Source organism: Lysinibacillus sp. CTST325 (assembly GCF_054665055.1).
In genome coordinates, this window is record NZ_BAAFHO010000001.1 from 457,280 (window position 1) to 470,579 (window position 13,300).

Here is a 13,300-nt window from a genome sequence, read left to right on the forward strand (position 1 = left end):
TTGATTTCTGTTCCGACTTGGCGCTTTCCTGGAGGGCGTCCGATGTTACATTTCTACGTGTTAGCAAATGATATCTTCAACTTTTTCATCCATAAATAAAAAACTATTCAAAATGGAGATATTTTGAATAGTTTTTTCGCTATCTATTTTTGGATTTTTTGAACAGCACTACAAATTGCAAATTTCACGTGCTCGTATGTTAACCCACCTTGAATAAATGCTGTAAATGGCGGACGAATAGGACCATCTGCTGTAAGCTCAATACTGGAACCTTGAATGAACGTTCCCGCTGCCATGATGACATCATCCTCATAGCCAGGCATATACGCCGGCTCTGGTGCATAATGCGCATTAATTGGTGAGTTTGCTTGAATTTCACGGCAAAAAGCAATCATTTGTTCCGCAGTTTGGAAAGAAACCGATTGAATTAAATCTGTACGATTAGCATCATAGCTAGGTGATGTATTCATGCCAATTTCTCCTAGCATAGCAGCTGTGAAAATGGCACCTTTTAATGCTTGAGATACAACATGTGGCGCAAGGAAAAATCCTTGATAGAAATCACCAAGCGTATTTAATGTCGCCCCTGCTTCAGCACCAATACCTGGTGATGTCATGCGATAAGCACATTTCTCTACTAAATCTGCACGACCCGCAATATAACCACCAATTTTCGCTAAGCCTCCACCAGGATTTTTAATGAGTGAGCCTGCCATTAAATCAGCCCCAACCTCTGTCGGTTCCTGTGCCTCAACAAATTCACCGTAGCAATTGTCAATGAAAATAACTGCATTTGGTGCTAACTCACGGATTTTCGCACACATGTCTGTAATTTGCGAAATAGTAAAGGATGGGCGTGTTGCATAGCCCTTCGAACGTTGGATAGCAATCATTTTCGTGTTTGGTGTAATTGCAGCTGCAACACCTTCCCAATTGATCTCTTGATTATCGATTAAATCCACATGACTATAACCGATTTTATAATCTTTTAGCGAGCCAGTATCCTTGTCTCCACCATCAACTATTGATTGCAATGTATCATACGGCTGACCCGAAATATAAAGTAATTCATCACCAGGACGAAGCACTCCGAATAAGCTAAGTGTGATTGCATGTGTACCAGAAATAATTTGCGGACGTACAATGGCAGCCTCCGCTCCAAAGACCTCTGCATAAACACGTTCTAGATTGTCACGCCCCTCATCATCATAGCCATAACCATTAGATGGGTGCAGATGATAATCACTTACTTGATGCTTTCGGAACGCAGCAAGCACTTTTTGTTGATTGAAGAATGCCATGTCTTCTACCTTTGCATGAAAAGGGCGTACTTTTTCTTCTATTTTAGCAGCTAACGCTAGTGTTTCTTCTGTTAAATTGGTTGTAAAAGTCATTATGTTCTTCTCCATTTCACATTTGTTCAAATCTTATCTTATCAATTTGTGAGCTTGCCTGCAAAATTTGCATTTATTTCTGATTTTCATTAGGCGCTAAACTTAATGGCGAACTTAATCTATTTAATTCTGCTATAATAAGATATTTGATAATTCCAAATCGTAAGTCGATGCTTTTTTCGCAAAAACTTCTAGATACAAAAAGGTAACTTTAATGTTTTCTAGGTTGTAATCTACAACAACATGAAATGATTTATTCACATAAGGGGTGAAAGGGTTGGCTTGGGAGGTTTTTAGTATCGTCGGAACAATCGCCTTTGCTATTTCCGGGGCAATAATTGCAATGGAGGAAGAATACGATTTATTCGGTGTATATATACTCGGTATCGTAACTGCTTTTGGTGGTGGAGCTATACGAAATCTACTCATTGGTTTACCTGTAACAACATTGTGGGGTCAAGATATGATGTTTCAAATTGCCATTGCAGCCATCACAATTTTTTTCTTATTTCCACATCGACTCATTCAACACTGGCATCGCTGGGGCAATTTCACTGATGCTATTGGATTATCGGCATTTGCGATTCAAGGTGCCCTTTATGCTGTGAAGCTCGACATGCCTATTAGTGCCGTTATTGTAGCTGCTGTCTTAACAGGATCAGGTGGTGGAATTATTCGCGATTTATTAGCTAGACGACAACCTTTAGTCCTCCGTGATGAAATCTATGGTGTTTGGGCAGCAATAGCCGGGCTTATCATCGGACTTCAACTATTTACAGGGGATATCTTTTTATATGTATTATTTGGTGTGATCACAGTACTAAGAATACTTTCATATATGAGGAAATGGCGTTTACCGTTACGGAAGTTGAATCGAGCATAGTTATACTGTTGCATAAAAACAAGCCCAAATATCAGATTTGGGCTTGTTTTGAATTTTAAATTTAATTCCTTATTTATCACAAACTCCGTGCATCCACAGCAGCGACTAAAGTTAATTTTTCAACAGCAACATAGCTTCTTCTAAAGTAGTCATATTTTTCATCATAGAGCAAGCTGCGTCCAAAATAGGAAAGGCTAAAGCTGCACCAGAACCCTCACCTAATCGCATATTCATTTGCAGCATCGGTTCAATTCCGAGCATTTCAGCTGCAATTTTTGCACCTGGTTCTTCAGAGGCATGTGAAGGAATGACATAGTCTTTTACGTTTGGTTCGAGTTCGTATGCAATAAGAGCAGCAATAGTAGAAATAAAGCCATCAATAACAACTGGTTTACGATGTGCGGCGGCAGCAAGTATCACTCCTGCCATAGCGCCTATTTCTAATCCACCGACTTTTGAGAGAATATCTATAGCATCATGACGATTTGGTTTGTTTAATGCAATAGCGTTGTGAATGACCTTTACTTTATGTGCTATTCCCCCTGGTCCAACACCTGCACCGAAGCCTGTCACTTCTTTCGGATGACATTCGCGAAGAACCGATAATATGGCAGCACTCGGTGTTGTATTACCGATACCCATTTCACCTGTCCCGAGTACATTTATCCCTTTTTTAATTTCTTCCGTAGCTACTTCAATTCCTACTTCAATAGATTGAATGGCTTCTTCCCTTGACATAGCAGGACCTTTTGCCATATTGTCCGTGCCATATTTAATCTTTTTTAAGATGACACCAGCATCGTTCGGAATATCCTCTTTTACACCAACGTCCACTGTGACAATTTTAGCATCTGTGATTTTTGCGATAGCACAGACACCAGTTCCGCCTCTAGGAAAATTTAATGTTTGGAAGACCGTCACATTTTGTGGATTCGGTGTCACTCCTTCATCACAGACACCATGATCCGCGGCACAGACAATAATTGCTTTATTATCAATTGCAGGATATAGTTCACCTGTAATACCAGATAGTTGCACAGCTAGAGTTTCCAGCTTTCCCAGACTACTAGGTGGCTTGCAAAGTGCATCTATGCGTTCTCTTGCCTGCCCCATCATTTTGTGGTCGGCACTTTGAATGTTGTGGATCGTTTGTTGTAATAATTGCATGAAAATTTCCCCTTTCTTTTTTGCCCTCGTTACTCGAAGAATGATTTTGAGAAAAAAATAAAAAGCCTGTAGTTTATCCATAACAAATAAACTACAGACTTTTCCATCGTCTATATAATACGAAGCAGATAGGCAGGTCTCCTGGCTCAATTTCAACATTTCATAGAACCTTCCCAGAACGATGCTAGTGGCATTCTCTATGAAACTCCCTTTTTACAGTGGTGGGACCGCTAAAGCTTTTCACTTTATTCCCTATTCTCCCGCAGTGGGCACCTAACGCTTTTATGCAATTACTTTAAATCTACGGCAAAGCGCTCATTGTGTCAACATTTTAAATTTTCAAGCTTCATTGTTATTTAAGTAAATAAATATGCTTAATTATTCATATTTAAAAACTTTAACACAAAATACTAAAGTAATTACTGCTATAGCAGTTAATACTGATAATTCAGTCAGATAAGTGTTGAGATTTTGTGTCTCGAAGATCAGTGTTTTTCTAATAGCTTCAATAATATAATTAAGTGGATTAATATAAACAAATGGCATTAGAAATTTTGGCCACACATCGCTCGGGAAGAAAGTACCACCTAAAAAAATGAAAACTAGATTTGAAAGATTCCCCATAGTTGTGGCATTTTTTGCGTTATTAGCGTAAATTCCGATTATTAAACCGATGGCTAATAAGCTAAGACCACCCATTAATAACAATGGAATTAATAAAAGAGTATAAATTGAATTAAAATTTAATTGAACATTAAAAATGAAAACACTAATGCCCAAAATAATAACTGTTTGTATAGCCATAATGAAAAGCTGTGTACTGAAAATAGATACCATTATTTTTGATGTAGAGATTGGAGTAACTTTAATTTTTTTAAAAATACCCCTTTCCCTATACGAAGCAATCATAACGGGTAAAGCTATAAGACCTATAGCTCCATAAGCCATCCCTAGAATACCAGGGAAAATATAGGACATATATGACATACCCTCTCTTGCAGCGTCTTTCCCTGCTGTACCCATTAAAGCCATCATTAGAATAGGGAACACCGTACTCATAATAACCGCTTGTTTATTTCTTATTTCCATTTTGAAAAATATAGAAGATAAATTAACAAAACTATTCATAATTTCAAAACACTTCCAGTCATATTTAAGAATACATCTTCTAAATTTGCTTTTTGAATATTAATGCTCGTTGTTGTTATTCTTTTTTCATCTTCTAATTTATTTATATAATCTAACGTTTTTCTAATATCCTTCGTGTATAAGTAGAAATAGTCATCTTCTTTTTTAATCTTATCTACTGTCGAACAACTTTCTAAATACTGGACAGAAGAATCTACTATTAAACCTATTTTAATAACCGAGTTTAAATTAGCATTTTTAATAATTTCTTCAGGTTTTCCTACTGTATAAATACTCCCATCGTTTATAAAACATACATTATCACAGAGTGCTTCTACTTCTTCCATATAATGTGTCGTTAGGATTATTGTTGTCCCTTCTTTTCTAATATCCTTAATAATATGCCACAAATCTTTTCTAGAGTTTGGATCTAAACCAGTTGTTGGTTCATCCAAAAACAAGACCTGTGGTTTATTGAGAATACTTAATGCTATACTTATTCTTTGTTTTTGCCCGCCAGAAAGTTTATTAACGTAAGCTCTTTTATGTTCTTGCATATTGACTTTTTTTAATAAGTCTTCAATTTCTTTTTCAGTAATCTCCATATTGTATAATGTGGCGAAAAATTCGAACAATTCATCCACCTTAATATGATCAAAATAGGAGTTTGACTGAAATTGTACACCTATAAGTGGTTTAATTTTATCTCCATCTTTTGTAACATCTAAACCATTGACAGTTATGGTGCCAGTGAATCCATTTTTAACTCCTTGTATACATTCTAATAAAGTTGTTTTTCCAGCTCCGTTTGGTCCTAGTAACCCAAACACTTCATTGTGGTTTATCGTTAAATTAATATTTTTCAATATTTGTTTATTTAAGGTATACGAAAAACTCAAATCTTTTATTGATATTGCTTCATTCAATTAGAACACCTCAATTATGATAGAATGATTCGCTTCATTGTTGCATGATTTAACTTTTCATTTATAAATGCTTGCATGTCTTTAATATCAATATTATCAAGAACTTGAAGCATTTCATCTAATGATAAATGATGCCTTTCAATAACCCGCTCATTACCTAAAAATAATAAAAAATCCTTATCATTTTCTAATATCTTGTAAATTTTATGCTGTAAAAACTTTTTGCTTTTCTCTAAATATTTATTCATAATGTTAATTTCTTTACTGTCTATATTCATCTTTTCATTAATATGTAAGATGAGTGATTCTAAATCTTCTTGTTCAGTAATAAATTGGACTTGCAAAATACTTTCATATTTAAAATGAAAAGGTAAGCACACGATAAAATACACACTTTGTTTTTTCAACCGAAATTCTTCATACAGCAATCCCGTGTCATTCATTGTCATCATCATACTAAACAAAGATAAATAAATTTTTTCATCTTTTGATAATCCATTGTTAAATTCATAACATATAGATACAAAAGAAGAGGATGATTTATCTGAATTTTCTTTCGTTTTTATCATAACATCTGTTTCTATAAAAGTAGAAGGCTCTATCGTATCCCTTATCATTGAATTGATACGTATTTCCTCTCCTTCTGAAGATATCTCATAATGCTTGTCAATAATTCCAGAAAAATCATCCATATTTTTTTTACCACTATATAAAATGGAGAAGTTTTTACTATTATTTAAGTATTTTATTACATCAAGGATTTGGTTTAATTTCATTTTTGATAGTGTTAATTCAGTTCCCAGTATTGAATGGCTTAAATTCTCATCCCAAATATTCTCGGTGATTATATTAATTTAACCTTTAATTCTCTGTTCTGGATACGTCCCAATTGTTCCACCTTCTTTCATAAAATTTACATACATCAATTATGCCTCGGCATAATTGCGTCTTGAATCGGCTTTGTACTTGCACAAAGAACTCCTTTCCGATTCCGTGACATCCTCCGGAGGCTTTAAGCCAACAGATGTTTTTTGCGTGAAAGCGAAGTGCTTACGGAGCGACAGCAACATGCAACATGATGTTGGTCACTCAGGCATTTTTTCAGAATGCGAAGTTCATAGCCTGAGTTCTTCTATTTCAACGGATGTTTGGACACCTGCTGAATAGTAACTTAAAACCGCATTTATCTCACCATCTATAGAGGTGGGATACTTCTATAACGACGTTTCACTACGTTACAAAAACATTTGTAACTGACGCTTTGCTTTCGCTACAAAAGCATTTGCTGAACGAAGTTAAAATTTAATATAATTCTAAAAAAACCTCCCCAATAAATGTATATTAACCATACATTAACAGAAGAGGCTAAGTTCTTTGTGTAGCAATATAACTTAAGAATTTTTAGTAATGATTGTTCTCAAAGCACTTATTTCCCTCCTTTCAAAGAAAGGTCTCTGAACAATTGTTGCGCTCCCAAAGTATGTAAATAAGTGCTTTATATTTTACAAATCATCCTGTAGAAGTACAGAAATAACAGCAGCAACACCACACAGCTTCTGCAGTTGAAGGAACATCAAATAAGCGCATACCTTCATTTAGTTCAATGATTTGCATATATTCCACCTCCTTACTTTTCCAGTTTTATATAGTAAATACGCTAAAAATAATAGAAATTTCAGATTATTCAGCGCATTATATTAAAGAGTAAAGATTTGTCCCTTGCTATTAATTTGGTTTCATTTAAGGAAACGTGGATGGTATCAAAATGTGTACGGTTATAGCTTTCATTCAAGCTCTTTTCGCTTATCCTGTAGGAGAAAAAAGCCTTCTTTTGGAACTAAATATACTTTCATAAAATTACCCTACAGTTTAAATTTCAAAGTTATTTTGTGCTGTTGACGTTAATTCTCTTTGAGTCATTCTGTTTTGACTTCAATCAACAAACTCTTTGGATTCTTTTAATCAATTACAAAATCCTATTTGGTAATTTTATGGTATATTTAAAGTATCGTACAAAATATGTAATTACAAGTAATTAAAGTTAATTTGTGTAAAATTTATATTAAATGTTCAGAGTTATTAGAGTAATGCAATTATAACAAAAAGAACTATTAAAACATCCGTATTTCCCGCAAATATTATTACATCATATATAATCCCATATAAAAGTATAGAAGTAAAAATTCACTTAATAATTTACCTAGTAATTAGAAAAACAGAATAAAAGTTTTGAAATCATTTGAACGGGTATAATAGAAAAATTGCATTTTTAGTTTCTCTCATCATCTAAAGACAATAACAGACATGATTATGCAGAAATTGATATAGCTAAGGAGTGAGCAGTTTGATTATTAATGTGCTACTTGTAGATGATCGTCAATTACTATTAGAATGCTTATCATACAGATTAAACAATGAACCAACTATTCGCGTAGTAGGGGCCATTTCTAATCCAGAGTTTTTACTACATGAAATTAATACTAACTCTCCGGATATTGTGTTAATGAATATTCGAATGAAATTTTCTAGTGGGCTTGATTTAACGATAGAACTACTAAAAAATATGCCTCACTTACGAGTCGTCATTTTATCGAAGTATGATTATGTAGAATATGTTCAAGCCACTTATAATGCAGGAGCAAGTGCTTTTATTACAGAAGAAAAATCAACTCAAGAACTAGTCTTTACCATTAAACAAGTATATTTAGGATACAAATTGTTTCCTAAAATTAAAGAAAATAAGATAGATAAAATGCTTACCCCAAAAGAGTATGAGATATTAACACGGATAGCAGAGGATAAAACCAATTCTGAAATTAGTGAGGAAATGATGATAAGCATAAGAACAGTTGAATATCATATCTCATCAATCATTAGGAAATTAAACGTAGAATCTCGAGTAGGTGCTGTCGTAACAGCTATTAAGCGAGGGTTGCTAAGTATTAAATAGCATACTTGTGTTTTTATTAATTTTTGATCTTATGAAAGGCTAATTCACACTGCTAATAATTCACTAGTAATAACGTTAACACTAATATAAACGCAGTATAAAAGCACTCATCCTTACATAATAGTTTGGATTTTAAAAAATGGATATTAGGTGGTGTTTTGTTGAAGAAAGACATGATAAAAGTGATTTCTGTTTTTGGTATAGGTGCTATTTTAGTTTTATTGGTTCCTTTTCTCTTTAATTGTTTTTTATAGTACTTCAGTAAGCAAAAATAAGAAGCCTTTTATTCGAAATGGATTCTTTTTATTTATCTTAAAATGTAGGCTAAAGAAGTGCTTTTAATTAAACTTTATTCCAAGCCTAAGTAGTTATAAATGGTTACTAAAAAACTACATACTGAAATCTTTCGGAGTAACCAATGTCTTTAGGACGTTGCTTCAAAATGAAATGAAACTATTCCCTACAATCATTTAGAAGTTATAGTTCTACATATCTCTAACAAAGTATAATTAATGTAAAAAAATGTCTGTTCAAGTTGTAAACAGACATTCTTTCCAGGGATTTTCCTTCGCCGGTAAGAGTGAATCAAAAGAATCTTTTAACACTTCGAATAACCAAATAAACTAATGTACGCGAATTCAGGTTCCTGAGGGCTGGCAATTTGAGCCCAAGCTGAATCGTCTTCAATAGAAAATTGATTCATATCACGCCTACCCAACCATAACCCATTTTTTCAGGAAATCCCTAATCTACACAAGTAACGGATCCAATTAAGTTTCTTCTTTCCTAAAATTATAGAAGGAAAGTAATTTTTTGATGTATGTCTATTGAATAGAAATATGCCGATTACTAAAATGAAAAATAACTACATTTCAAACTTAGCCTTCATTTTGCATTTTCCTAATCTCAACAATATTCTTCCAGATCGCCCTATCAGCTTTGGCAAAACTACGTATGCTTGGCGTTGTATTTACTTCAAATAATATAGGTTTTCCTTCAAGATTTATTCCAAAATCAATGCCATATTCTCTACTAGGAAAGTGAGATGCTATTACTTCAGATGCTAAAATTGAATCTTCTTTTAGAGAGTCTATTGTTTGATCTTTCTTTGTATTATCCATCATCAAATAACCTGATAATAATTCTTCAATCGATATTGCTTGAGAACCCCGATTTGAATTGACAATCCCATGATCCTCAGTTGCAAGCCTTCCGTAAATTCCACCAATTATCCATTTTATTAATTTCAAAATCATTAGTTTCTAATATATTTGCCCCGCTAATCTTTACTTTTAGACATATAGATATGTCGAGTATGGAGATGGGAGCTATTGAAAAAAAGGATGAATTTTTTAAAAAAATATATTCAGATAAACTTGGATTTTTAATGGAAGCCCATAACGGTCTTTCCGTAAAAGTTGTAGAGGAAGTCGGTATTAAAGGGATTTGGGCGAGTGGTCTATCGATATATGGATCATTAGGTGTAAGAGATAATAATGAATGTTGGCATTCAGTACTCCAAAATGTAAATCAAAGAACCTTTTCCTCTTAATAACAACAAATAACTATTTGAAGAAATGTACTTAAACGGACGAAGCAGTTTTTTTGAAAAAGGTAGGGACCATGTTGACAATCCGAAAATTTTTTATTATCATATTAAAAATCATAAATGAATTCAATAATATTTCGTATAACCCCAATAATATGGTTTGGGGGTCTCTACCAGGAACCGAAATTCCTGATTACGAAGAAAGTACAAAATTTGTATTTTCTTTGTAGTCAGGAATTTTTTTCTGTTTTTTAATCTAAAAAATTTTTTCCGGAGGTCAAAAATGAACTTTTTAGCATTGCCAAAAATTGAACTACACTGTCATTTGGATGGAAGCCTAAGGGCTGAAACTATTATCGATATTGCACAGAAGGAAGGCATTCAGTTACCCTCTTTTGATAAGGATGAGCTGCAAAAGGAGCTGATTGCTCCGTTAGAATGTGAATCCCTTGATGAGTATTTAAAAAGATTTTCTCTTCCTAATTTAGTCATGCAGTCTAAGGAGAACCTTAGAAGAATTACTTTTGAGCTATTTGAGGATGCAACAAGAGAAAATGTGAAATATTTAGAAGTTAGATTTGCCCCGTTACTTCATATATTACAAGGTCTTGATGTTGAAGAAGTTATTCAATCTGTTATAGAAGGAATGAGAGACGCTGAAAACTGTTACGAAATAAAGGGAAATATAATCCTGTCTTGCATGAGGACGATGTCTGTAGAAAGTGCATTTGAAGTGGTTGAAAAGGGGAAAAAGTTCCTTGGAAATGGTGTGGTGGCAATTGACCTATGTGCATCCGAAGAAGAAGGCTTTTGTGAAAAATTTGTAGATCCAATCGCATTAGCTAAAAAATATGGCTACAGAGTTACTATTCATGCCGGTGAAACGGGAATTGGTAAAAACGTTTTAGATGCTGTTGAACTGCTAGGTGCTGAAAGAATAGGGCACGGAGTATTTATTAAAGATTGTGCCGAGGCTTATAAGATTGTGAAAGAAAGACAGGTAGTGCTTGAAATGTGTCCAACAAGTAATGTCCAAACGAAAGCTGTTCATCATTATTCTGAACATCCGATTTATAAGTTTCATAAAGATGGAATAAAAGTGACATTTAATACGGATAACAGAACAGTATCAGATACTACAATGGCAAAAGAAATCCATTTAGTTAACAACGAATTTAATCTAAGCGAAGAAGATTATCGGCAAATTTATTTAAATAGTGTAGAAGCATCCTTTGCCGACCAAGAAACTAAAGAATGGTGCTTGGCACAATATTAAAGAAAATTAATAAATTATGCAGAATATATTCAAAGTGCTTCTATTACAGAAAAAGATCAAGGTTGCTAACTGAGAAGCTACAACATTAAGCTCTGCTAAATGGCAAGTAGTTCACTTCTTTATGCTTCATAATTCTATTCCCTATGCTAGAAAAAGCTCCCTAATGCCAAAAAGGCTTTTGGGAGCTTTCTGTCCGTTTATTGCTGTGATATCAACTTTGTTTTATCTATTTCACTCAGAAATGTTGCGCCGAGTAAAAGGATAGCGCCTATTATTTGTAGGGTCGCCATTTTCTCTCCTATAATCATCGTCGAAATCACTAATGATGTTAGTGGATCAATATAGCTTAAAATAGCTATACTTTGCCCTTTTAGATGACGCATTCCTAAAAAGAACAAATAGAAACCGATCCCGGCATGGACAATGCCCAATGCTATAAGTAAACTAATTGATTTTATATCGATTTGCATTACTTGGAACCCATTAGTCCCAAAAAGGTAAAGAGCAAGGAATAACGCTGCTAAAGCAAGTTGAATAATCGTATTATCGGGCTCTTTTAATCCATGAATATACTTACTGGTGAATGTTACTATTGTATAGAAGCAAGCTGCAATAAGGCCGTAGACAATACCGATAAAATGTTCGCTTGTTTCGGTAGTTTGACTTTGGACAATAAAATACAGGCCAACTAGAGCAACACAAACATAAAATATTTTTCTTAATACTATTTTCTCTTTCAAAACTATAGGTGACAAACAAATCACTAGTACTGGTGCAAAATAATAGCTTAGAGCTGCATTTGCGATGGTTGTTTCCTTGTATGCCCGGAAAAGGAAAATCCAATTTCCACATAAGGCAAAGCTCGAAAGTACCAATGGCCATTTATTTTGCAAAATAGTTGTTTTCGTAAATCTTTCTTTTTTAGATAGGAAAATCAACAGTAAAAAACAAGAGCCAACGAGACTCATCCAAAAGGCAATTTCACTTGAAGGCAACTTAATATATTTTGCAAAAACACCGACAGCTCCAAAAATAATCATCGATAAAATAAAAGATAGTTTTCCGCTCATTTCTAATTCCTACTTTCTACATGTATATAGTCTTCGATATACAGTAGAATCTATTGAGAATTAGCAAGCTTTAATTGAATGCCTAAACAGCAGATTCTACTGTAAAGACATTGTTGGGGGTGCTATTGTTCGATACATACTAATACCTCCTTGCACGTTACAATTATAACACATTTTACCAAATTATAACGAATTGCTTCAATCTTATATCAACTCGAATGTATAAGAAAAACCCTCGCCTAAACGAGGGTTTTAAACGACAATTATTTAAATTCTAACTCTCCATCATAAGCAAGCATGCCGCCTTCAAGGTTTGTTACGTCAAAGCCTTGAGCCTCTAGGTATGCACAAGCATTTGCTGAACGACCGCCTGCCTTGCAAACGATAATGTATGGCTTAGAAGCATCTAATTCATCTAAACGCTCAGGGATTGTCCCAAGAGCAATGTGCTGAGCACCAGGAATCATGCCTTGTGCTACCTCATCATCTTCACGAACATCAATAATGTATAGATCTTCGTTCGCATCTAATAGTTCTAATATTTCTGTTGTATCCATAGTTTTCATCTGTGTAGTCCTCCAATATGTCAATCTCCTCTTACATTATAGCCTGAAGGCAAAAAAACAGCTAGTGTCATGAACACTAACTGTTTTACTCTAATGTTCTATTCTTCTGTCTCTAAAAAATCTACTTGCTTTGCTGGAACAAATGTAGAAATAGCGTGTTTGTAAATAAGATGTTGCTTGCTTTCAGCATCTAGTAATAAAACTGTAAAATTATCATAGGATTTCACAGTTCCTTTTAACTGAAATCCGTTTAACAAAAACACAGTTACAAAAACATTGTTTTTACGTAGATGGTTTAAGAATGTATCTTGCAAGTTAATTGATTTCATCCAATATGCCTCCTATGCTCTCTTTCTACCTCTTCATTCCTATAGTAGCATGTTCTGCCAAT

At 34.1% G+C, this 13,300-nt stretch carries 12 protein-coding genes, 1 pseudogene and 2 riboswitches; of the genes and pseudogenes, 4 read left to right on the forward strand and 9 right to left on the reverse strand.

Annotated elements, in window-relative coordinates; translation table 11 throughout:
- Window positions 1-143: 143 nt before the first annotated feature.
- On the reverse strand, window positions 144-1,394 hold the full coding sequence (locus tag ACYQ73_RS02370) for a methionine gamma-lyase family protein (RefSeq protein WP_460010980.1): 1,251 nt from the start codon (window positions 1,392-1,394) through the stop codon (window positions 144-146).
- 277 nt (window positions 1,395-1,671) lie between these two features.
- Here ACYQ73_RS02370 and ACYQ73_RS02375 point away from each other — a divergent pair, with 277 nt between their 5' ends.
- The gene (locus ACYQ73_RS02375) at window positions 1,672-2,277 is read left to right on the forward strand and encodes a trimeric intracellular cation channel family protein (RefSeq protein WP_460010981.1); all 606 of its coding nucleotides are present in this window, start codon (window positions 1,672-1,674) and stop codon (window positions 2,275-2,277) included.
- A gap of 111 nt (window positions 2,278-2,388) precedes the next feature.
- Here ACYQ73_RS02375 and cobT read toward each other — a convergent pair whose 3' ends face one another.
- The 4 genes from cobT to ACYQ73_RS02395 all read right to left on the reverse strand — a co-directional run bounded on the left by cobT (window position 2,389) and on the right by ACYQ73_RS02395 (window position 6,274).
- Entirely contained in the window at window positions 2,389-3,444 is a 1,056-nt protein-coding gene (cobT, locus tag ACYQ73_RS02380) for a nicotinate-nucleotide--dimethylbenzimidazole phosphoribosyltransferase (protein ID WP_460010982.1), read from the reverse strand.
- Between the two features lie 114 nt (window positions 3,445-3,558).
- Window positions 3,559-3,736, reverse strand: a riboswitch (cobalamin riboswitch).
- 86 nt (window positions 3,737-3,822) lie between these two features.
- On the reverse strand, window positions 3,823-4,572 hold the full coding sequence (locus ACYQ73_RS02385; RefSeq protein WP_460010983.1) for an ABC transporter permease: 750 nt from the start codon (window positions 4,570-4,572) through the stop codon (window positions 3,823-3,825).
- Entirely contained in the window at window positions 4,569-5,498 is a 930-nt protein-coding gene (locus ACYQ73_RS02390) for an ABC transporter ATP-binding protein (RefSeq protein ID WP_460010984.1), read from the reverse strand. The genes ACYQ73_RS02385 and ACYQ73_RS02390 overlap by 4 nt, the downstream gene beginning before the upstream one ends.
- Before the next feature lie 14 nt (window positions 5,499-5,512).
- A complete protein-coding gene (locus tag ACYQ73_RS02395) occupies window positions 5,513-6,274 on the reverse strand; it encodes a hypothetical protein (RefSeq protein WP_460010985.1) in 762 nt (253 codons plus the stop codon).
- A 1,568-nt stretch (window positions 6,275-7,842) separates the two neighbouring features.
- Between ACYQ73_RS02395 and ACYQ73_RS02400 the strand changes: the two genes are divergently transcribed.
- A complete protein-coding gene (locus ACYQ73_RS02400; protein ID WP_460010986.1) occupies window positions 7,843-8,448 on the forward strand; it encodes a response regulator transcription factor in 606 nt (201 codons plus the stop codon).
- An 878-nt stretch (window positions 8,449-9,326) separates the two neighbouring features.
- On the opposite strand, the gene ACYQ73_RS02405 is transcribed toward ACYQ73_RS02400, so the two are convergent.
- Window positions 9,327-9,704: a YheC/YheD family protein gene (locus ACYQ73_RS02405; protein WP_460010987.1), complete on the reverse strand. Its 378-nt coding sequence runs from the start codon at window positions 9,702-9,704 to the stop codon at window positions 9,327-9,329.
- Window positions 9,705-9,769: 65 nt separating this feature from the next.
- Between ACYQ73_RS02405 and ACYQ73_RS02410 the strand changes: the two are divergent.
- A pseudogene (locus tag ACYQ73_RS02410) lies at window positions 9,770-9,967 on the forward strand (phosphoenolpyruvate phosphomutase); the annotation flags it as partial.
- Between the two features lie 147 nt (window positions 9,968-10,114).
- A riboswitch (purine riboswitch) is annotated at window positions 10,115-10,213 on the forward strand.
- 67 nt (window positions 10,214-10,280) lie between these two features.
- Window positions 10,281-11,273: an adenosine deaminase gene (gene add, locus ACYQ73_RS02415; RefSeq protein ID WP_460010988.1), complete on the forward strand. Its 993-nt coding sequence runs from the start codon at window positions 10,281-10,283 to the stop codon at window positions 11,271-11,273.
- A gap of 197 nt (window positions 11,274-11,470) precedes the next feature.
- Here the strand turns inward: add and ACYQ73_RS02420 are convergent, their stop codons facing one another.
- The 3 genes from ACYQ73_RS02420 to hfq all read right to left on the reverse strand — a co-directional run bounded on the left by ACYQ73_RS02420 (window position 11,471) and on the right by hfq (window position 13,238).
- A complete protein-coding gene (locus ACYQ73_RS02420; protein ID WP_460010989.1) occupies window positions 11,471-12,343 on the reverse strand; it encodes a DMT family transporter in 873 nt (290 codons plus the stop codon).
- Window positions 12,344-12,606: 263 nt separating this feature from the next.
- Complete coding sequence (locus ACYQ73_RS02425; protein WP_460010990.1) at window positions 12,607-12,909, reverse strand: rhodanese-like domain-containing protein; 303 nt, start codon at window positions 12,907-12,909, stop codon at window positions 12,607-12,609.
- A 98-nt stretch (window positions 12,910-13,007) separates the two neighbouring features.
- On the reverse strand, window positions 13,008-13,238 hold the full coding sequence (hfq, locus tag ACYQ73_RS02430; protein WP_049668557.1) for an RNA chaperone Hfq: 231 nt from the start codon (window positions 13,236-13,238) through the stop codon (window positions 13,008-13,010).
- Window positions 13,239-13,300: the final 62 nt, after the last annotated feature.